Genomic DNA, 21178 nt, shown 5'->3' with positions numbered 1-21178 from the left:
AACAGGTCATTCAGATATGCCGGGTGTGTAAGTCATTCGCAATTTTCTGAACTAGGTATCCGCAAGTACTGCTGCCAGGGGGGAGACTGGAGTTGCTGTACATGATGGTGGGGGAGTTTTACCTGACACGTACGGTAAAACTCTCAGTTACCCACCCGTTATACTTTATAAATTTATTGACGAATCAAAATAAAAACCTCCAATATGTAATACGATATAAATATCCTTGACTGCGTCGACAGCCATACCTGGTAAATTCAAGGGGCTGTTTCACCCAGATCTATTTATTCCGGCAGGATTTTTTCTGCTGTGATATGTACTTTATTTCCCATGCGGGCTTCGGTGATTTTATAATCCCTGTCAGCCTGCTGGCGAATTTTTTCTTCCGTCTGCTCCGTATCGCCTGTTGCCGTCACGGTTTGAGCACAGACTGAAAAAGGCAGGACTATAGAGACGAATAACAACGTCATGGTAGTTTTCATTGATAATCCCTTGATTAATAATTAAATGGATGACTTAAGCCAGGCTGCGATATTCTGCGTGGGAATATTATTCTGCACGTTCCAGGTGTCGTTCATCGGCCACCACATACCGTCTCCTCGGGCGAAGGCCGCACGATAGCGAAGCATCTGGTCATCCGGGCTGGCCTGCAATTCCTCCAGCAGGGTCGGCAGGGTCAGAACCTTTTTCACAAAGGTTTGTTGTGTCACTCGCTCGACCGTTTCTGCCAGTTCACCATAGGAAGTCGTTTCTCCTGCAACAAACACCACTTCGTTGGCAATACGCGGCTGATGTAGATAAATGTCGGTGGTGAGTCGGCCGATATCTTCCGGAGAAGTTACTGTAACCTGTGTGTCCCATCCCCCCAGCGCATTGATAGTCCGTGCGGATAAATTCACCACATCGAATGCAGGCTCGAAGAGAAAGCTGGTAAACATACCGGTGGAGATAATGATCCATTCGGTGTTGTGTTGTTCTCGCAGTAAGGTTCTTACATCATACTGTTCGTCCCAGACCGGCTGGCCGCTGCCTTTGCCGACGACATCGTAGTTAACACCAAACTGCCATGGAAAGTAGCGGTTAACTCCGGCTTCCAGTACTGCGCGGGTGATTTTTATCTGGGTGCCTGCGCCTGCAACAAACCCCATACAATTGATAACGGTATCAAACTCTTTAAACTGATCCTTCAGGGCGTCCATCGTGCTGTCGGCGATGTCCAGAGGGATTAATTTTGCTTCGGCATCCACATATTTTTGATGCGTGGAAGCGCGCAGTTGACCTTGTTCATCCCTGGAACGAGGCGAAACGATAACGCACACAGTGCCTTCTCGCTGAGAGACTGCGGGGAGCAGATGCTGCAGTACAGCCGCCCCGAGTTGTCCTGCGCCCAGCACCAGTATTTTTTCACCTGAGTGTAATTTATGCTCTGCCATGTTAGTTCCTTATACTATTTTAGCCGTGTTCAGTGTCCGGGAGAAAGTGTAGGGCGATGATGTACGTTCGATAAGATCCCTAAACCGAGTTAGACTGTTCGCTCTGACGGGATAATCAATATCTACAGGCAAGAGGGTAGGATGGATAAACTGGCAGCAATGCAGGTCTATGTCAGCGTGGTGGAAACTCATGGCTTTGCAAGAGCGGCAGAAGTGCTGGGTCTGCCACGCTCTACGGTTTCTAGGGTTATCCGGGAGCTGGAATCCTGGCTTGGTATCCAGCTTTTGCAGCGTACTACCCGCAAACTCAGCATCACGGCGGAGGGCCAGCGCTACTACGACGAATGCAAAAGGATCCTGACGGATATTGCGGCCATGGAGTCGTCTTTTCCCGCCCGATCTGAGCAGCCAGGAGGCCGTTTCAAAGTGGGGATGCCCCAGTCCCTCGCCCGACATTGCATTATCCCCAGACTCCTGTCGTTTCTCCGCCAGTACCCCGGGCTGGAAGTGATGCTGTGCTCAAGCGATAATGTTGAGGATATCATCAGGGAAGGATATGACTGCGTGATCCGTACTGGCAGGATCGAAGATTCAACAACCCTGGTTGCCCGCCCACTGCCTGGTTTTACCTGGGTCGTTCTGGCCGCGCCGTCTTATATTGATGCTTTCGGCAAGCCGCAAAAACTGGATGAACTGGAAAAGCATCACGCGGTTGGCTATCTGAATCACCGCACCGGACGCACAACTGAATGGTTTTTTACCCTTGATGGTGGGGACCGGGCGATCCGTATGAGAGAGGTGCTAATCGTTGACGATACCGATGCCTATATTCAGGCCGGGATACAGGGGGTTGGGTTAATCCGTGTCGCCAGTTATCTGGCTATGCCGTACCTGCAAAGCGGGGAACTGGTCTCCTGTCTGGAGAACAGCACCTCTAAATTACCGCTATCCCTGGTATACCCCTATAGCCGGTATATACCACCGTCAGTTCGCGCTTTTTATGACTGGAGCAGAACGATGTTAAGTCACCCGGATAATCGTCAGTAAAGTAAAAAGAGAGTTAACTTTTTAGCGTACATTTTCATTCTGTTGGCCGTAAGATCCTGCTACGGGATGGATCACAAGATCTGCGTCCTTTTTCATGGCAATACATTACCGGCTTTTACCGGTAATGTATTGCCAGCAAGCGCTTGTAGTCAGAATGGAACAACATTCAGTTCATCAGGTCGCGCCATTTTACCATCCTGTCACTAAGGTCAAGCATCTCTCCGTCGACACTGAAACGGCCATCGCCCTGATGGTGGAGCAGGCGCATTTCCTGCCATGCGCTGTCAAGCCAAATCCGCCGAACTTCCAGCACCCACAGGTTATAGCGCCGCACCTGTCGGTCATCCACCACTCTGCACTCCAGATTAGCCAGGCATTCATCTACCAGAGGCGCACTGACCGATTGCGCGGCAATGGGCGTCAGGCCGAAACGCGCAAATTTGTCGTCTGTTTCTCCCGAGCAATTACCGATGTCCACAACGGCCTTTGCCATCCCGGCTGGCGGTACAGCCAGAACACATTCCCCGGTATCTGACAGCGCCTGATAGCTGTAATCCCAGGGGCCGATAATCACACCGACCAGCGGTGGGGCATGCTGCATCATCATGTGGAAACCTGCGGTCATCAGATTCGTCCGGCCATCTGTCCCCCTGGTGGACACCAGAATAACGGGACCAGCTTCAAGAATACGGTACGCTTTTTCCGCAGGCAGGCTGTCATGCATGAGATATCCTCCAAAAAGAAAATCAGGGACAGTGTGGTTCACATGTCCCCGGGGGTTATTACTCTTCAAAATCCGTGGCGTCTGACGCGCTTCGCCAGACATCAAGGTCCTGACTCACTGCATGCATTTTTTGTTCAGCGAGGGTGTTGGCAATCTTACCAGCAAAAAGATGCACGGGAGGGGCGTCAGCAAAGGCCGCCTGCAGTATCAGAGAAGCGACTTTATCAGGATTGCCAGCCTGTTTGCCGTCCAGACCGTTCAGATGGAGGTCCAGCGAGGCCTGAGCTTCGGTATAGTCAGCGATTGTGCTCTGGGCCACGACCAGCGTCTCTTTCGACAGGAACCCGGTGCGCACCGGTCCAGGATAAACCACTGTGGCTCTGATGTTCAGCTCGGCCAGTTCGGCCGCCAGGGTTTCGGTCAGACCGGCCAGTGCGAATTTGCTGGCGACATAGCTGCCCCAGCCCGCGTAACCGCCCTGAAAGCCCACGATCGACGCCACGTTGAAGATATGGCCGCTGCGCCGCGTACGCATATGCGGCAGGGCATGGCGCAGTACATGCAGGGGAGCAAACACATTAACATCGAAATTGCGACGCAATTCGCTGTCGGTTAATGCTTCAATGGTGCCCTGCTGGCCGTAGCCTGCGTTGTTGACCACACAGTCAATGCGCCCGAAGGCGGCAATGGTGCTGTCGATGGCTTTCTGAACGCTAGCTTCGTTCACCAGGTCCACCTCCAGCGCCAGCAGTCGCGCGTTATCGTCGCCGAATGCCTGACGCAGACTGGTCAGGGTGCGGGAGGTTGCGGCTACGGCATCGCCTCGCGCCAGTAACTGGCGTGCCAGCGAAAGGCCAATACCACGAGCAGCGCCGGTGATAAACCAGACTTTTGCAGGGGAGGTTTGTTGTTGCATTGATGGAGACTCCTGTTGTTGAAAAATGAATTGCATTACTGAATGGCGACACTCATACCACCGTCGGCCATAACCACTGCGCCGACAATGTAACTGGCCCTGTCTGACGCCAGAAAGGCGGCGACTTCTGCGATTTCATCGGGGTGGGCTGCACGACCAACAGGCGCTTTACGACCATGCTCTGCCAGATATGCCTGCCCGTCGGGCTGGATTGTATTCGTGATGTTTGTCACCGCATCTCCGGAGCCGACTGCATTAACACGAATACCGTGAGTGATAGCTTCCAGCGCGAGTGTACGGGTTAACTGTGCAAGCGCCCCCTTGGAGGCTGCATAGGCGGCGATACCGGGAAAAGACTGATAACAGGCGTAAGAACCAATATTAACGATTGCACCCGATTTTGCCGCCATCATTGGGCGCATGGCTTCCCTTGAGAAAAGAAATGCCCCCGTGGCATTAACAGCCATGACCTGGTTCCATTCACTGAGGGTCATTTCTGCCACTGGCTGGTTGATGATGATGCCAGCGTTGTTGATTAAGACGTCGAGGCGACCGAACTGTTCTGTTGCAGTCCGCACAGCCAGTTCCGCACTGGCTTCCTGAGTCACGTCGGCGACAACGGGCACAATACCTTCACGTGCAAGCGCATTGACATTATCCCCCCGGCCAACTGCGACGATACGTGCTCCCTGGCGGTGCAACAGTTCGACGGTCGCCAGGCCGATACCGCTGGCGGCACCGGTGACGATCGCAACACGGCCTGCAAAGGGCATAGCCCTGGAAAAAGAGCCTGACTCTGACATGAACACTCCTGAATAAATGAAAACATGTTTACGGTTAATGAGGACTGGCCACAGGGCGGACGATGAGTTCGCTGATATCAACGCCAGCGGGTTGTTCAATGGCATAGGCGATTGCCTGCGCCACGGGCTCAGGAGGTAAGGCGATGCGCCGGAATTCGCGCATGGCAGTCCGGGCTGTTTCGTCCGTAATATGATCGGCAAGTTCTGACTCGACCACCCCCGGGCTGACCAGCGTCACCCGGATCGCGTCGGTCTCCTGTCGCAGTCCGTCAGAAATAGCGCGCACGGCAAACTTGCTGGCGCAATAGACAGCGGCTATGGGCGAGACCGTATACGCGCCAGTGGAGGCAATATTAATGATGTGACCATAACCCTGCTCCTGCATGATCGGCAGGACGGCGGCTATTCCGTGTAAAACGCCCCGTACATTGACATCCAGCATGCGGTTCCACTCTTCGACCTTCAACGCTGCCAGCGGTGAGAGTGGCATAACGCCAGCGTTATTTATGAGAACGTCAATGCGTCTGTGCTTCTCCAGCGCCCTGGCTGCGATGCGTTGCAAATCTTCTGGTCGCGTGACGTCAATTGCCATGGCATCAACATTACCCCCCCTTGCCCGCAACTCTGTCGCCAGTGCGGTCAGTTTTTCCATACGTCTGGCACCGATAAACAAATGATGCCCCTTCCGGGAAAGATGACGGGCTGTGGCCTCACCTATACCACTACTGGCACCGGTAAGAATGACCACCTTAGACGTTTCTGATACCACTGTTTTCATCACTCCTCCTTGCCTGTCAACGGGCGGGACAGGGAATGTCACGGGAATATCAAACAGGCAGGTATCATAAAGAGAGGGTACATACGGCGACAGGCCTGACACTCTTGCGTCATTGCCTAATCCTATTTTCTTTATTGATTTTTAAGCACGCGGGGAGTGAAAATATAATTATTAAATTCAATTAGCAGGTCTGATGTATGCCAGAAAGATTGACCTCCATATCTCAACAGTCCGAAATGGCGGCTATGATTTGCCAGCTCGCCCCACATGAAGGTCACACCCGTACGTTGCTGGATGGCGTGCGTCTGATGCGTGCTGACGGTGCGCTGGGGCGTACCCCCGTGTTGTACGAACCAGGCATTGTTATTGTCTGTCAGGGGCACAAAAGAGGTTACCTGGCTGACAGGGTTTACCACTACGACCCTTTGCACTACCTGGTGCTGTCAGTACCTCTGCCATTTTCAAGCGAGACAGATGCCAGCCCGGCAGAACCTTTTCTTGCTGTGTCCATTCGGCTGGATATGACAGCTGTGGCAGACCTGGTTATGGCTGTCGATCACCATGCCACTGCATCAGGTTCACCCGTTGGCATTGTCTCCACACCACTTGACGACACGCTGGCAGATACGACAGTTCGTCTTCTGAAGGTATTATTCTCACCACTTGAAGCCCGGGTTCTGGGGCCGGGGATTGTGCGAGAGCTGATTTTTCGTGTTCTGCTGGGTGAACAGGGCGGAGCCATTCGTGCTGCGCTGGCCTGTCATGGCAACTTTGGACGTATCGCGCGTACGTTACAGCGTATCCACCTCGATTACGCCCGGCCACTAGATGTGGCTTCACTTGCGCACGAAGCTGGCCTGAGCGTTCCGGCTTTTCATGCGCATTTCAAAGCCGTGGCGGCGACTTCTCCCATTCAGTACATCAAGTCAGTACGTCTTCATCAGGCGCGACTGATGATGATACGGGACAACGTTACTGCAGCAGGGGCAGCAGCTCGGGTCGGCTACGAAAGTGCGTCGCAGTTCAATCGAGAGTTCAAAAGACTGTTTGGTCGCAGTCCCGGAGAGGAGACACGTAAAATGCGCACGGCATTCGCACTGATGGAACCTGCGCAACTCGAAGCAGCGACATCGACACACTAATCTGCAACTGTCGATATTCATGCGCAAATGTTTACTGTAAACCGGACTGAGACTCCAGGACGCTAACAGTTCATGCTGATATTAAGATTATCTGAATAACCTGTGGGATTTTCGTTCGTAACAAAAATGTCAGCAACACCTGCTGGCACATCAACACCGGCAGCAAGAACCAGTATGTACCTGTACCTCTGTGAGCTGCGTGGAAGACGAACGTAAAAACATCGCAAAACCTGGTGCGAAAGCGTAAAGCAGTAGTGCCATTTATATGCGCAGATTGCCGGGCTAACCGTCCTGTTTTCATCACCAGGTTTTCAGGCTCCGTTCGATTTACAAACCCAGCTTGTCTTTCATTTCTTTTTCTTCAATTGCCTTGGCGATAGCGTTTCTCATCACTTTCAGGATGATCCCGCTGAACATGGCCGTTAAACCTATGGTAAAGAATGCTGTAACCGCAAGGTCAATTAACCAGAATCCTGAATGAACAAGAACGGGCCTGTAAATTGCAACACCGGCAAAAACCACCCAGTGACTGAAACAATAAAAACAACTGAACAGGTAGCCTATCATGGCATTTTTTTTGACCATCCATTCACGCAACGGGCGAAACATTTCCTGCTGCGTGACGGTGATTGAAATGCAACTGGACATCAGTGCAATGACGAGGCAGACCCATAACTGTTCTGACACATTATCGAATGACATAAAAAATACTCTCTGTATGGATTTCATGTAATAGTATAAGATACATGATATCGCGCCACTTATGCAACAACGAAAGTTTCATAAGAAACTTCGCAGCAAACAGGATAAAAAATGAGAAAAGACCACCGGCTGTCCCGTGCATTACACGTGCTGATACATATGGATAAAATCCGCGATCCCGTTACCTCCGAAGATATAGCCTCGATGATCAATACGAATCCGGTTGTGGTCAGACGCCTTTTCCAGGGGCTCAAACAGGCGGGTATCATTCATTCTGAAAAAGGGCATGGAGGTGGCTGGACACTCCAGAAACCTCTCGGAGACATCACTCTCCTTCAGGTTTTCCACGCTATTGGCAGCACTGAACTTTTTTCAATAGGCTGGGCGACTGAACATGACAAATGCCAGATAGAGGATGCAGTTAACAATGAAATAAGTGATACGCTTGAAGAGGCGAGACGTCTGATTACGAACCGCTTTGCTGAACTTACCCTTGATAAGCTTGTGCCGGAAGTCCTTAAACATAAATAAATTCAACAGCCGGGCATCATATAATGTCCGGCTGTTGAAAGGTCACCATAAATTTTAGTCTGAAGCCTGTTCTGTTATCGGCCGTTCCTCAGGCGCGTCCGATAAAGTGGCCGAGTGCAGTGGTTTCCCTGATATTTGTCGGGCTAACAGGTAGAACACGGGGGTCATAAACAAGCCAAAAAGGGTGACGCCGAGCATGCCAAAGAATACTGATATCCCAATTGCCTGACGCATCTCAGCGCCTGCTCCATGCGATACCATCAGGGGGATTACACCCATGATGAAAGCCAGTGAGGTCATCAGAATTGGACGCAGCCTGAGACGGCATGCCTCTTTCACCGCGTTAAAGGCAGACTTACCTGAAAGCTCAAGTTCACGGGCAAATTCAACGATAAGAATGGCATTTTTAGATGCGAGCCCGACCAGGACGATAAATCCAATTTGCGTAAAGATATTATTGTCCCCATGAGTCAGCCATACCCCGGTAAGTGCAGAAAAGATACTCATTGGGACAATCATAATGACAGCCAAAGGGAGCGTAAGGCTTTCATACTGGGCAGCCAGTACCAGGAATACTAGGAATACACATAGTGGAAAAATCCAGACGGCACTGTTGCCTGCAAGAATTTGCTGGTAGGTCAGGTCTGTCCACTCATACTCTACGCCGGGTGGAAGTGTTTTCATCGCTATACGTTCAATCTCTTCCATCGCCTGACTTGAAGAATAGCCCGGAGCAGGAGCGCCACTAAGATCGACCGCTGTAAAACCGTTATAACGGGTAACCAGCTCAGGACCGTGTGTCGGCTCAATACGGGCTATGGCAGACAGCGGTACCATATTGCCATCGGCATTTCGGGTCTGTAGTTTCAGTATATCCTCCGGGGTCGCCCTGAACTCTGCGTCGGCCTGCATTCTTACCTGATATACACGACCTATTATATTGAAATCATTTATATAATATGAGCCAAGATAGGATTGTAATGTCTCGGTGATATCACTGATGTTCACCCCAAGTTGTTTGGCGCGATTACGGTCAATATCGACATTAATTTGTGGAAAATTATTCTGGTATGTTGAAAAAAGTGGCGTCAGCACAGGTGATTTAGCTGCTTCTGCCTGAAATCGTCGAAGTACTTCGGCCATTCCGTCGTAACCGATATTTCCTCTGTCTTCAAGCTGCAATTTGAATCCCCCCAGGGAGCCCAGACCCATAACGGGTGGTGCCGGGAAAACGGCCGCAAAATCTGCGCCAGGAAGTGACTGATATCTGGCATTCAGAGAGGCGGCAACATCATCTGCGCTGATGCCAGGCCGTTGCTCAAAAGGCTTGAGGAGGACAAATGTCAGACCGGAACCAGGGCTTGTGGTGGTGCCGTTTACAGACAATCCAGCATAAGAAGATGTGGAAGATACTCCTGGCTCACTTCGTGCTATTTCATTCATTTTTTCCAGTACCCGGTCTGTTCTGGACAATGATGCGCCAGCAGGAAGCTGCACAAAACTGATAAGGTATTCTTTATCCTGAGCAGGGATAAACCCCCCAGGTACAGACCTGCCCAGTAACAGCGTAATTGCCAGCAGAATGCCATAAATCACCATAATCAGAATCTTGCGCTGGCCAAGCGCGCCAACACCTTTTTCATATCGTCTGGCACTACTATTGAACAGGCGGTTGAAAACAGTAAAGAACCGTCCACAACTACGATGCATAATGCGCGTAAGCCAGTCGCTGTCTGAATCACGTGACTTCAGCAGCATGGCAGAGAGAGCCGGTGAGAGCGTAAGGGAGTTAATAGCGGAGATTATCGTTGAAACTGCTATTGTCACTGCAAACTGCTGATAAAACCTCCCGGTCAGGCCACTCATAAAAGCCAGCGGAACAAATACGGCACTCAGCGTCAGCGCGATCGCAATAATAGGACTACTGACTTCCTGCATAGCCTTGCAGGCGGCATGATATGGCGTCATGCCTCTTTCTATGTTTCTTTCTACATTTTCAACAACAACAATGGCATCATCAACGACAATGCCAATAGCCAGGACGAGGCCAAAAAGGCTCAGGGCATTGATTGAAAACCCAAAAAGGTACAGAAATGCCATTGTGCCGGTTATCGAAACGGGAACAGCCAGCAGAGGAATGATTGATGCTCGCCAGGTCTGGAGGAAAAGAAAAACAACCAGTACCACGAGGAGAATGGCCTCAAAAAGAGTATGAAGCACAGCTTCTATACCCGCCCTGACTGATTTGGTTGGATTATAAACTATCTGGTAATCCAGTCCTTCAGGGAACTGTTTTTTCAGATCTTTCATTGTGCGACTTACTTGTGAGGCAATTTCCAGAGCATTTGCGCCCGGAGACTCCTGTATGGCCAGCGCTACCGCAGGCTTTTTATCCAGGTAAGTACGCATGGCATAATTTTCAGCGGCCAGTTCAATACGGGCGACATCCTTCAATAATGTCGTTCTGGTATCCTGTCGGGCATGGAGCACAATGTTGCCAAATTCTTCAGCCGTTTTAAGCCGACCGCTGGCATTAACTGACAACTGTAACGGTGTTTCTTCTGCCATAGGGGCTGCGCCAACGCTTCCCACTGGTGACTGGGCGTTTTGTTCACGGATAGCAGAGGCGACATCTGATGTCGTCAGTCCGCGAGCAGCCATAGCATCAGGATTAAGCCAGATTCGCATCGCGTAACCACCGGGGCCCCATACTGATACCTGGCCAACTCCCTCAATACGCGAGAGCTGGTCTTTGATGTTACGTATGGCGTAATTACTGATGTAATTATCGTTATATCTGCCATCAGGCGATATCATATGAACGGCAAGTGTGATATTCGGCGAGCTTTTATTCGTTGTGACACCCAGTCGCTGGACATCTTCAGGTAACCGGGGCAGAGCCTGCGACACCCGGTTCTGCACCCATTGCTGAGCCTGATCGGGATCTGTGCCCAGTTTGAAGGTCACTGTCAGATACAGATTGCCATCCTCATTTGAAAGTGACTGCATATACAGCATATTCTCTACGCCGTTCACAGTTTCCTCTATTGGAGCTGCAACCGTCTGTGCAATCGTGGTGGCATTGGCTCCAGGATACTGGGCATGAACGATAACGGATGGGGGGACAACCGGTGGGTATTCCGATACCGGTAGACGAAATATGGCGATAATCCCTGCCAGAATGAACAACGCAGACAGTACTCCAGCAAAAACCGGCCTGTCGATAAAGAATTTTGATACTTTCATGATGACTTATTTCCTTCCCGGGATTTTGAAGAAGGGGATTCGTCTTTGCTGACAACGACTGTTTCACCGGGACTGACCAACTGCGCCCCACCGGAAATAACTCTGTCACCCTTATTGAGGCCTTTTTTCACAACAATCAGTTCCCCCTGTCTGTTTCCCAGTTCGAGGGGGCGATATTCAACTTTGTCATTGTTTCCTACTACCAGAACATAGCGTCTGTCCTGGTCGGTGCGGATCAGTGTCTGGTCAATCAATACTGCTGTATAAGATTTGCTTGTCTGGAGTCTGACCCGGGCCTGTAAACCGGGAAGCAACCTTGATGATGGATTATCAAGAAGTGCGCGCATCCTGATAGTGCCGGTTTCAGTACTGAGATGATTATCCACAGAATGAAGAATGGCTTTATGTGGATAATCTTTTTCATCAGCCAGTCCTACCAGCACTTCAGGTTTGTCTTTATTTGAAAGCTTGTCGATATAATTAAGATAGGTTCGTTCATCCGCATTAAAAGCGACATACAAGGGATCAAGAGCAACAATGGATGCAAGAACTGGACTGTCAATACCGGCTGCGACCAGATTACCGACTGTCAGTTCTGCTCTGGAAATACGGCCAGTTACCGGTGCGGTGATCCGGGTATAGCTTTCGCTGAGCCTGGCGCTCTCGACCTCAGCTTCGGCAATCTCCCTGGCTGCTTTCGATTCCCGGGCGGCATTGTTCAGAACGTCATAATCGCGCTGTGAGATAGCATGGGTCCCGATAAGTTTTTTACCACGGGACAGATCCAGCAATGCCAGGTCCTGCTTCGCTTTTGCCTGCGCGTATGCTGCACGAGCCCGGGCCAGTTCAGTCTTATAAGGGGCTGGATCGATAATAAATAAAATGTCGCCTTTCCTGACCAACTGACCATCCTTGAACTTAACATCCACAATCGCGCCTGTAACTTTTGAACGTACAGCGACCTCATCGGTGGCTTCCAGTTTTCCCGAGAATTCGGCCCAGTCGTTTACCGTATGAACAACTGCGGACGTAGTTCGCACCGTTTTAAAGTTTGATGTCTCAAGTGCATACGCGCCGGGTATGACGCTCTGTTTTGAAAGGAACAGCCCGATGACAGCCAGTGTACCGGTTAAGCACAACATGCGACGTTTGAACGATACAGTCATAAATCATTCCAAAAATCATGTGGTTATAAAGGTAAAGTTAAGTTGTTTGTTGGCCCCTACATGTCACAGCGTTTACCTGCGTTACTTTGTGATGTGTGCGCACCATAAGACGTTGCAAACTCGCATCGGAAAGATAAACTCATGTAACTTTACAAGGGACATGAGTCAGCTTATCACATGAAACCATGAAAGTTACATGATATTTTGCGTGAGATGTTTTCAATTCCGTTAAAGTGAATGCAATCTTTCACGAGAAAGTTGTTTTTATTTGCTATGTAATCAGTCTTGATAACATTCCGATTTACCGGGAGAATGAGTGGGGCTGGGAAGCAAACACAGTAATGTTCACGTCAAGTTAATAGCCGAGTACCTTCTCGCCCTAAACCAGCAGCGTGTTCGATACGTCAGGAGCCTGATCTGCATTTCTTAGAGTTTTCCTTTGTCGGCCGTTTTAAGACTATGGAATGTTCTGTAGAGAACATCCGCAATAGCCTTTTTCAAAGGCAAATACCTTACAGGAGTCATTACTCCTTCGCAGTCATGGGATTTAAACTAAAAAAAACCATATCAATTGACGCCGATATGGGGTTGATTTGTTACGCCAGATAGTTCATGAACTATCTGGCGTAATGCTTTATTTTCTGATAAGGAAATATGGTGGAACGTAGGCTTCACGGCATATATCCAGATAATCGGACCACCACTGCATCATCGCCTTGCGGGCTTCCAGATGTTCTGCCTTGTGAATATAAGCCATGCGCACGGTATTGCGCTCCTGATGACTCATCTGGCGTTCTACTGCGTCCTTTGACCATAAACCCGATTCCATCAGCGCACTGCATGCCATCGCCCGAAAGCCGTGGCCACAGATATCCTTTTTTGTGTCGTAGCCCATCACCCGCAATGCCTTGTTGACCGTGTTTTCACACATTGGCTTATACGGGTTATGGTCGCCGGGGAAGACCAGTTCATTATTACCGGTGATATCTTTAATCTGTTTCAGAATGGCGATGACATGTTCTGAGAGGGGGACGATATGCGGCATTCGCATTTTGGCCCCGCGCTCGGAATAACGCACGCCAATAATGGGTTCTCGCGTCGCGGGTATCGTCCAGACCCGGTTTGTGAAATCAATCTCTGACCAGCGGGCGAAACGCAGTTCACTGGAGCGAATGAACACATGCAGCATCAGCAGGACGGCAAGCCGGGTAAGTTCGCGGCCCTGATGATATGCCTCAATACGTTCAAGCAGTTCAGGCAGCCGCTCCAGTGGCAGGGCAGGATAGTGCCGTCTGACAGGAGGTGTGGTCACGCCGCTAAGGTTTGCTGCCGCGTTCGTATCGATTAACCCCTGATGGACCGCATGGCGCATTATGTTACTCAGGTGCTGCCGCGTGCGGGACGCAACTTCCAGCAGACCTTTTTCCTCGATCCCTTTCAGCAGGTCAATGAAATGACGGGGTTTAAGTTCTGACACAGGCAGGTTCCCGATAACCGGAAAGATGTGATTGTTCAGGCTGGCAAGCAGACGGTCAGCGGTGTTCTGCGACCATTTCCGGTTACTTTTATGCCACGCCAGCGCCACGTTTTTAAAAACTTTATCCGGTGTTCTTGAGCCACGTTCAGCAGCCCGCTTCTGTACCGGGTTGATATTCAGCGCCAGCATTTTACGGACACCTTCACGCTGCTGTCGCGCATCAGAGAGGGAGACGGCAGGATAGGCACCCAGCGCAATGCGGGATTCTTTACCGTTAATACGGTACTTGAGATACCAGTGACGTGAGCCACCCGGTTTGACCAGCAGATACAGACCGTGGGAATCGGAGACTTTAAAGGGTTTATCAGAAGGCTTGAGAGTGCGGATTTTCGCGTCGGTAAGGGACATATGGGGGTCACTCCATTATCGAACTAACCTGACCCCAGATTTGACCACCAATTTTTCCCGATGCGGAGGGTAAAATCAAAATGCACCGGGAAGAATTTTCACGCTAACCTGTTGAGCCAACACCATATAATGATTCGCAAGGATGCATGAAAACAGGAAATTGGCTCCTCTGACTGGACTCGAACCAGTGACATACGGATTAACAGTCCGCCGTTCTACCGACTGAACTACAGAGGAATCGTGTGAACGAGGCGCATATTAATGGCACCTCATTAATGTGTCAACAGCTAAAAATACATTTGTATTCAACTGGCTAGCAATAGTACAAAGCGATCGCGATTTAAGCAGAACCTGCTGCAAGACGCGCCATCGGGTCCTGGCGATAAAACTGCTGTAAGTGGCGATACATCGCAGGGAAGCGATCCGCCAGTAAATCTGGGGCGCTGAAAAAGTACTCCGACAGCACGGCAAAGCACTCGGCGGGATCGCTGGCGGCGTAGGGATCGATGGTTGCCGCCTGTTCACCCACCAATTCCACTTCCGCCTCTATCTCTTCCATCGCTTGTAGCAAGTCCTTCTCCCATTGGGCGACATCTCGTAAGGCAATCACGGGAATACCGCTGGTATAGCCGCTGCCGCGTGCATCGAGTTTATGCGCAATTTCATGGATGACGAGGTTGTAGCCGGAAAGATCGAAAGAGTCCTGAATATCCAACGCGTTTAATACCACCGGGCCTTGCGTCCAGCTTTGACCGGCATGCACCGCTGGAGCCTGATGGACTAAGCCGCTGCTGTCTTCCCAACGGTCATCGACATTGAACGGTTCGGGATAAATTAACACTTCATGAAAGCCATCCAGCCACTCCAGACCGAGCTTCAACACGGGCAGGCAAAACAGCAAGGCAAGACGTGCCAGCTGCCGTTCATCGAGTTGCAGCCCATTCAACAGCGAGATTTTTTTTTGTTGTAGAAAGCGTTGGGCAAGCGTGGTCAGGGCGCTTTGCTCTTCAGTCGTGAGCAGTGAAAAGATCGGTTGCGCCAGCGCCTGTTGCCAGGGAAGCGCCGTGACAGTGGTATCTACCTGCGCATTCCATGGCCATTTGAACATCGCGCGACTCACTCTGCAGGGCGGAAAGGGTTATCCTGGCGCGACAAAAAGAAAAATGCCAGCGCGGAATCAAAGCAGTGTATTCAATCAGTTACTGCAGGTTTTTTCTGTGATTAAGATGGCAAAGCAGGAAAATTGCCCTCACCCAGGCGGGGGAGGGCTGAAGACAGTTAACTCTCGCGATCAACGCGTTGAAACTCGATCACCCATACCCACGGGTTCACTTCCCAACTGGTGGCGCCATACTGCTTTTGCCACGCTTTACGATAGGCTTCTTTCGGCGATTCTGCGTTCATGTTCATCGTAAAGAAGTTATTCAGGAAGTGCGTATCCGTTTGTACGCCCTCAGCCATGATGTCATCTTCACTGATGTCCTGAATCTTTTCAGCACGTACCGAGGTAATCGCCAAATCAATACGGCTGGCCCAGCGCGGCATATGAATCGCCGTTTGCCAACCAAACTGCTCGGCGTGCTCCACATCTTCATCCAACTGACCCAGTTCATTGCTGTCGGAACGATACTGACAGAAAGCCGGGCTACGGAACGGCAGTGGATCGCGTTCATATTCGGCGAGTTGTTCTTCTGGCACGATGGGGCCGCGCCAGGTTTCACGCACCCACAATCGGTCACCCGCCTGGCCAAACGGGCAGTGAGAGCTGACATCTGCCATCGACATCAATTTATAGCCATGCAGATGGTTGGCGCTAACGTCAAATGCATGCACGCCTTCGTGATGATCCTGGCCTGGGCCAAAAGCCTGGGTTTTCATAATGCGCCGGGTTTGCGTCTGCTGGCCAACCAGCAGGGCGCGGACCCGCTGTTCGGAAAAAAGAATCGGCCGTTCTTTCATTACGTACCTCATGTAGTGTTACTCACCCGGAAAACTTCGACGAATCACCCGCATCAGCAGATGTGAGAGTTAGCATAATGGGTTTGAATCAATTTGCTTAATAATTTGTCGCCTCAGTATCAGGCTATTCCTGCATATTCCGGTTTTAAAAATGGCGCTTAAGCAAAATACATGCTGGAAATGCCTTCTCAGGCGATAAAGAACCAGAAATATCCCCTATACAGTACGTTATAACGGCCTGCATGGGAATCTTTTCAGATTTTCCCGTGAGTGTTTATCGCTTTTACCTTGTGATAGTTAGCATCATTAACTGGAATAATTCAAAAGCGTGAATATTGTTGATGGTAGAAATAGATTACGCATGTTTAACAGATTTATTTAACTGAAATGACGCTAAGGAAATGCCTAAAACATGATCTCCGCTGGGAAAGCGACATTAACAGCGCTATAACAAGATCGGGATCGCATTTTTACGCTTTGCACATCCAGGAAGGATGTAAAAAAAGTGTCACGACCAGACCGCTATGATGTCCCCAGGAGCAGCACCCTGAATTGGCGGTGCTTTTATAACAGCAATAAGGAGAAGCACGATGTCACTCACCCGCTGGCAACAACGCTACGAGAACTGGCTGCAGCAAAACTGGCTGCACGATGATAAAGCCCATGATATCGCGCACCTGCGTCGTGTCTGGATGAGCGCCACGCGCATCATGCAGCACAGTGCAGCCGATCCTATGGTGGTCCTCACCGCCTGTTACTTCCATGATGTGGTTAACCTTCCCAAAAACCATCCAGAGCGCCATCTGGCTTCCACCTATGCCGCTGAAGAGACACGCCGAATTTTGCAGCAGGACTTTCCCGATTTCCCCCTGGAATTGCTCGAGGGCGTCGCACATGCCGTCCAGGCGCACAGTTTCAGCGCACGCATCACGCCACTGACATTGGAAGCAAAAATTGTTCAGGATGCCGATCGCCTCGAGTCTCTGGGTGCTATTGGCCTCGCACGCGTTTTCTATACGGCCGGGGCGTTGGGCCGTCCGCTGTTTGACAGCGAGGATCCATTAGGAAAAGAGCGTGAATTAGACGATGTGAAATGGACGCTGGATCACTTCCAGAAGAAACTTTTACGCTTACCCGAAACCATGCAAACCGAAGCGGGACGCCTGCTAGCGGAGCATAACGCGGATTTCCTGGTGCACTATATGGCTAAGCTATGCGCGGAATTGCAGGGCAATCTCACCAGCATTGATGAGTCGGTATTAAGGGATTTCAGCCCTATACACTCTTAATATTAAATTTTTATGACAGTCTGTTAACTTTCATCTTCTTCCGCTACGTTGTTGTAAATCAAAAGGGAGTATGAAGATGACCGAGACCGTTAACTTAACCATTAAAATTGACCCGACGCTGAAAGAGCACATCAAACAGTTAGCCGCCGATAACCAAATCTCCATGAGTCAGGAGATCGTTAACCGCCTGCAGGCCAGTTTACATGCTGTTGAGCAACCGGCGGTTGATAGTCTGAATACCGAAGAAGCGGTGGCTGAACAGCTCTCCGCGTCTGAACTGAAGCAGGTACGTGCACTGCTGAAGAAAGGCAAAAAGAAAAAATAAGCGATATAAAACCCGTCATTGACGGGTTTTTTTATCTTTGTACTCAAGCGGCATCGACGCGGAATTGCTGTGCCCGCTGGGCGAGGCGATCAGAGAGTTCACGCAGTTGCGTAGCCGAATTGACCTGATGGGCGTTGAGCGCTTCGTTTTGCTGTAGCTGATTACTCATCTCCACCACTTCGTGCGCAATTTTACTGACGCGGTGACTTTGCGCAGTGCTATTTTGCTGCAACTCATCGAGCTGCGTTACGACCCCCGAAACCGCACTGCTGATTTGTGTAAACAACACTTCCAGCGCTTTCACTTTGTCAAAACCATCATTCACATGCTGCTGAGTGTGCTGAATTAAACCATCAATCTGACGCGTTGATTCACCACTCTTTTGCGAGAGCAGCCCCATCTCTTTGGCGACAACGGAGAAACTGCGACCGTACGATCCGGCGTGGGCGGATTCAATCGCGGCATTCAACGACAGCAAACGGGTTTGCATCGACAGGCTATCCAGCATGCCGACAATTCCGGCGATATCACCCGAAGCTGTAACGATCTGCTGCATTTTGAGTTCCATATTGTCGACTTCCGTGGCGCAGTTGCGCATCAGGGCATCGGCTGACTGTGCCTCCTGCGTGGCCTGCTGCGAGAACTGCGCACCAATTTCGACTTCTTCAGACACGCGATGTAAACGCTGTGACAGATGGTGGAAGCTGGCATTCTGCGCCTGGTGTTGCTGCATCACCTGTTCATTATGCTGCTGCATATCTTCTGCACCCGCCGCCACGCTCACAGCAACGGTATTAATGTCGCTGACAATCTGCTGCAGACCGAAACGCATTGATTCGATCGACTGAAACAGCTGGCGCGTCTCTAAGCACTGGCGGCGTGGCGTATCATGACTCGGGACTAAATCACCGGTGGCAATCTGCTCCAGCTGCCGGTTGGCACGACGCAGCGGCAACAGCACGCCGCGCATCAACAGACTGGAGGCCAGCACCAGCAGCGCCATCAAAATGGCACTGACGATCAGCGACATGTTGCGACTCTGCTTTAGCGTACTGAGGGTATTTTGATTGACGCTGCTCAACTGATGGTTGGCTTGTTCAATCTCGCTGAACCAGGCATCGTTAAACTGCTGCTGGAATGCCTGCATCGGCACCATAAAGAAGGCATTGATGTCATTGGCCGCTAACCCTTTCAACTGCTCTTGCAAACCTTCCGCTAACATCGCAAAGCCCTGAGCCAGCGGACTGTCTGCTTTAGCATGGTAGGCGGTGAACAGTGCCTGCGCTTTTTTTAACGAATCATCAGAAGCGGCCGCCAGACTTTTCCAGCTATCGACTGAGCCACTTTGCTGATCCTGCATTAAATAGATACCAGCACGGTGGCTGTTATCACTGGCGGTGAGCAATTCGATACGTGCTTTATCCAGCAGGGCCAATCTTTCCCGCAGTTGGTTGGCTTGCTGGAGTGACGTTTGCGTCTGATTAACGTGATTGCTGAGCAGCAGTACGCCCGCGAACTGCAGGAGACAGAACAGCACGATAAACAGCAAAAACTGGTTACGAAGACTGGTGAGCCAAAGCGGCAAACGCCAGGTAAGACGTGTACGTAAACGCAGCGGTAACGAGATTACAGAAAGGAGTGACATCTAACGCCCCCAAAAATAAAAAGGAGTATTGAGAGCGGGCGTGACAGTTTGGTGACAATAGACGCGTTTCAGCGCAAAACAGCATAATACGCGTCCCTAAAGGAAATTGTGGACCTGTGGCGCTAAGTGTTTTGGCTAAGATGTTGTTCGATAAGCGGCGAAAGTAACTGTGCCACAGCAGCAAAAACCGGGACCACCACTGAATTACCAAACTGCTTATATGCCTGGGTATCCGAAACCGGAATACGGAACTGGCTTTGTCCCGGTGCCTCAAATCCCATCAGTCGGGCGCATTCGCGCGGTGTTAACCGACGCGGACGCAGAGCCATATTGCTGGCGAGCTGGAAATCCGCTTCCCCCTGCGCCTGATCCCAGCCGCGGTCGATCAGAATTTCTGAGCCGTCTTTATAATAGCGCGCGGACAGGGTGCGAACACACACGTTGGGATTGCGGGGATCGTTAAGACCAAAGCCGAAGCCATTGCCTTTGGCTTTGTGCTTTTTGGCGTATTGATAGAGATAGTTCCACAGTGTCGGCGACAGGATGTATTTCGCATCTGGCGTCGGCTCCAGCAAGCTTTGCAGCGTGGGCACCTGCTGCGGATAGAGTTGAGAAAGCGCGCGCAGTGAAAAACCGTCGCTCAATCCGGTGTCACGACGAATACCCACCAGCACAATGCGTTCGCGATGCTGCGGCAGGAAATGGCGCGCATCCACCACTTTCGCATCGGGTGTTGCGCTATCGGCCGCATCGGCAACGTCGTAGCCAAGTTCATCCAGCGTCGCCATAATGATGGCGAAGGTGCGTCCTTTGTCATGACTCTTGAGGTTTTTCACGTTTTCCAGCACGAAGAATGGCGGCTTTTTGGCAGCGAGAATGCGGGCAACATCGAAAAACAACGTGCCCTGCGCTTCACACTCAAAACCGTGCGCACGACCTAACGCATTTTTTTTACTGACGCCGGCCAGTGAAAATGGCTGGCAGGGAAAACCCGCCAGCAGCACCTGATGATCGGGGATGGTTTGATCGATGTGCTGATAAATCGCCTGTTCGTCAGTGAGTCCTGCGGGCTGCGTCACCAAACGAATATCACTATTGAACTGATGCCGTTGCGGATCGCTATAGTGATTGGCTTTATAAGTACGGACCGCTTCTTTATTCCATTCACTGGTGAACACGCACTGGCCGCCAATTTGCTCGAAACCACGACGAATCCCGCCGATGCCGGCAAACAGATCGACAAATTGAAATTTAGGCGCAGCGTAATGCGCAGGGCGCGAAGGCAACAACGCTTGCAGGCTGCTGACTTCATCGCTGGAAAGGGCAGGGACGGCGCTTTTGCCCTGACGAATACGATTCAGACGCGGCACGCTCCAGTCGCATCCGCCCGCCTCGGTTAAGGTTTGCACCACATCGCGTGCGGCATAGATATCGAGAACCTGCATTAACAGCGATGTGGCGTCATCCGAAGGGGCAGAAAATGAGGAGGGTGAAACCGTCGTGGCGGGATCGATAGCAAGCATGCGTTTTTCCTTAACAGTGAAGCCGCTATGCTATCACTCCTCGCGTCTTCATACACTTGTTGCG

At 50.9% G+C, this 21178-nt stretch carries 19 protein-coding genes and 1 tRNA gene; 5 read left to right on the top strand and 15 right to left on the bottom strand.

Translation table 11 applies throughout. The features are described 5' to 3' along the window. Positions 1-284: 284 nt before the first annotated feature. Both AC6I8L_RS11775 and AC6I8L_RS11770 read right to left on the bottom strand, forming a co-directional pair. Complete coding sequence (locus AC6I8L_RS11775; RefSeq protein ID WP_058959902.1) at positions 285-482, bottom strand: hypothetical protein; 198 nt, start codon at positions 480-482, stop codon at positions 285-287. 21 nt (positions 483-503) lie between these two features. Then, positions 504-1433 carry an aromatic alcohol reductase gene (locus AC6I8L_RS11770; RefSeq protein WP_058959901.1) on the bottom strand — a complete coding sequence of 310 codons (930 nt, stop codon included), beginning with the start codon at positions 1431-1433 and terminating at the stop codon, positions 504-506. Between the two features lie 141 nt (positions 1434-1574). On the opposite strand from AC6I8L_RS11770, the gene AC6I8L_RS11765 reads away from it, so the two are divergent. Further along, positions 1575-2480, top strand: a complete 906-nt coding sequence (locus tag AC6I8L_RS11765; RefSeq protein WP_058959900.1) for a LysR family transcriptional regulator — start codon at positions 1575-1577, stop codon at positions 2478-2480. Positions 2481-2646: 166 nt separating this feature from the next. Here AC6I8L_RS11765 and AC6I8L_RS11760 read toward each other — a convergent pair whose 3' ends face one another. Genes AC6I8L_RS11760 through AC6I8L_RS11745 form a run of 4 tightly spaced genes read right to left on the bottom strand, consistent with a single transcriptional unit; the run spans position 2647 to position 5701 of the window. Further along, on the bottom strand, positions 2647-3204 hold the full coding sequence (locus AC6I8L_RS11760; protein ID WP_058959899.1) for a flavin reductase family protein: 558 nt from the start codon (positions 3202-3204) through the stop codon (positions 2647-2649). Between the two features lie 58 nt (positions 3205-3262). After that, positions 3263-4120, bottom strand: a complete 858-nt coding sequence (locus AC6I8L_RS11755) for an SDR family oxidoreductase (RefSeq protein WP_058959898.1) — start codon at positions 4118-4120, stop codon at positions 3263-3265. Positions 4121-4155: 35 nt separating this feature from the next. Beyond that, positions 4156-4923 carry an SDR family NAD(P)-dependent oxidoreductase gene (locus AC6I8L_RS11750; RefSeq protein ID WP_058959897.1) on the bottom strand — a complete coding sequence of 256 codons (768 nt, stop codon included), beginning with the start codon at positions 4921-4923 and terminating at the stop codon, positions 4156-4158. A 34-nt stretch (positions 4924-4957) separates the two neighbouring features. Further along, positions 4958-5701, bottom strand: coding sequence for an SDR family oxidoreductase (locus AC6I8L_RS11745; RefSeq protein WP_058959896.1), 744 nt, complete (start codon positions 5699-5701; stop codon positions 4958-4960). Between the two features lie 197 nt (positions 5702-5898). Between AC6I8L_RS11745 and AC6I8L_RS11740 the strand changes: the two genes are divergently transcribed. Further along, on the top strand, positions 5899-6843 hold the full coding sequence (locus AC6I8L_RS11740) for an AraC family transcriptional regulator (RefSeq protein WP_236699725.1): 945 nt from the start codon (positions 5899-5901) through the stop codon (positions 6841-6843). A gap of 327 nt (positions 6844-7170) precedes the next feature. On the opposite strand, the gene AC6I8L_RS11735 is transcribed toward AC6I8L_RS11740, so the two are convergent. Beyond that, positions 7171-7545, bottom strand: a complete 375-nt coding sequence (locus tag AC6I8L_RS11735; protein ID WP_058959895.1) for a hypothetical protein — start codon at positions 7543-7545, stop codon at positions 7171-7173. 111 nt (positions 7546-7656) lie between these two features. Here AC6I8L_RS11735 and AC6I8L_RS11730 point away from each other — a divergent pair, with 111 nt between their 5' ends. Next, on the top strand, positions 7657-8076 hold the full coding sequence (locus AC6I8L_RS11730) for an Rrf2 family transcriptional regulator (protein ID WP_020078429.1): 420 nt from the start codon (positions 7657-7659) through the stop codon (positions 8074-8076). Positions 8077-8130: 54 nt separating this feature from the next. On the opposite strand, the gene AC6I8L_RS11725 is transcribed toward AC6I8L_RS11730, so the two are convergent. The 6 genes from AC6I8L_RS11725 to AC6I8L_RS11700 form a co-directional block, all read right to left on the bottom strand. Next, entirely contained in the window at positions 8131-11322 is a 3192-nt protein-coding gene (locus AC6I8L_RS11725) for an efflux RND transporter permease subunit (protein ID WP_058959894.1), read from the bottom strand. After that, positions 11319-12488, bottom strand: coding sequence for an efflux RND transporter periplasmic adaptor subunit (locus AC6I8L_RS11720; protein ID WP_058959893.1), 1170 nt, complete (start codon positions 12486-12488; stop codon positions 11319-11321). Before AC6I8L_RS11720 ends, AC6I8L_RS11725 begins: the two co-directional genes overlap by 4 nt. A 634-nt stretch (positions 12489-13122) precedes the next feature. Continuing rightward, positions 13123-14373, bottom strand: a complete 1251-nt coding sequence (locus AC6I8L_RS11715) for a tyrosine-type recombinase/integrase (protein ID WP_058959892.1) — start codon at positions 14371-14373, stop codon at positions 13123-13125. Positions 14374-14534: 161 nt separating this feature from the next. Further along, positions 14535-14610 (bottom strand) — tRNA-Asn (locus AC6I8L_RS11710). A gap of 103 nt (positions 14611-14713) precedes the next feature. Next, entirely contained in the window at positions 14714-15481 is a 768-nt protein-coding gene (gene mtfA, locus AC6I8L_RS11705) for a DgsA anti-repressor MtfA (protein WP_160868112.1), read from the bottom strand. A gap of 170 nt (positions 15482-15651) precedes the next feature. After that, on the bottom strand, positions 15652-16332 hold the full coding sequence (locus tag AC6I8L_RS11700; RefSeq protein ID WP_045815144.1) for an ASCH domain-containing protein: 681 nt from the start codon (positions 16330-16332) through the stop codon (positions 15652-15654). A gap of 590 nt (positions 16333-16922) precedes the next feature. On the opposite strand from AC6I8L_RS11700, the gene AC6I8L_RS11695 reads away from it, so the two are divergent. Both AC6I8L_RS11695 and AC6I8L_RS11690 read left to right on the top strand, forming a co-directional pair. After that, a complete protein-coding gene (locus AC6I8L_RS11695; protein ID WP_058959891.1) occupies positions 16923-17621 on the top strand; it encodes a phosphohydrolase in 699 nt (232 codons plus the stop codon). Between the two features lie 76 nt (positions 17622-17697). After that, entirely contained in the window at positions 17698-17946 is a 249-nt protein-coding gene (locus tag AC6I8L_RS11690) for a hypothetical protein (protein WP_058959890.1), read from the top strand. A gap of 43 nt (positions 17947-17989) precedes the next feature. On the opposite strand, the gene AC6I8L_RS11685 is transcribed toward AC6I8L_RS11690, so the two are convergent. Beyond that, positions 17990-19591 (bottom strand): methyl-accepting chemotaxis protein, encoded by a 1602-nt coding sequence (locus tag AC6I8L_RS11685; RefSeq protein WP_058959889.1) that lies wholly within the window; start codon positions 19589-19591, stop codon positions 17990-17992. 122 nt (positions 19592-19713) lie between these two features. Beyond that, a complete protein-coding gene (gene dcm, locus AC6I8L_RS11680; protein ID WP_479398856.1) occupies positions 19714-21114 on the bottom strand; it encodes a DNA (cytosine-5-)-methyltransferase in 1401 nt (466 codons plus the stop codon). Positions 21115-21178: the final 64 nt, after the last annotated feature.

Source organism: Type-E symbiont of Plautia stali, from assembly GCF_059731115.1.
The sequence above is the reverse complement of the archived record's forward strand: the minus strand, read 5'-3'. Positions and strand labels throughout refer to the sequence as shown.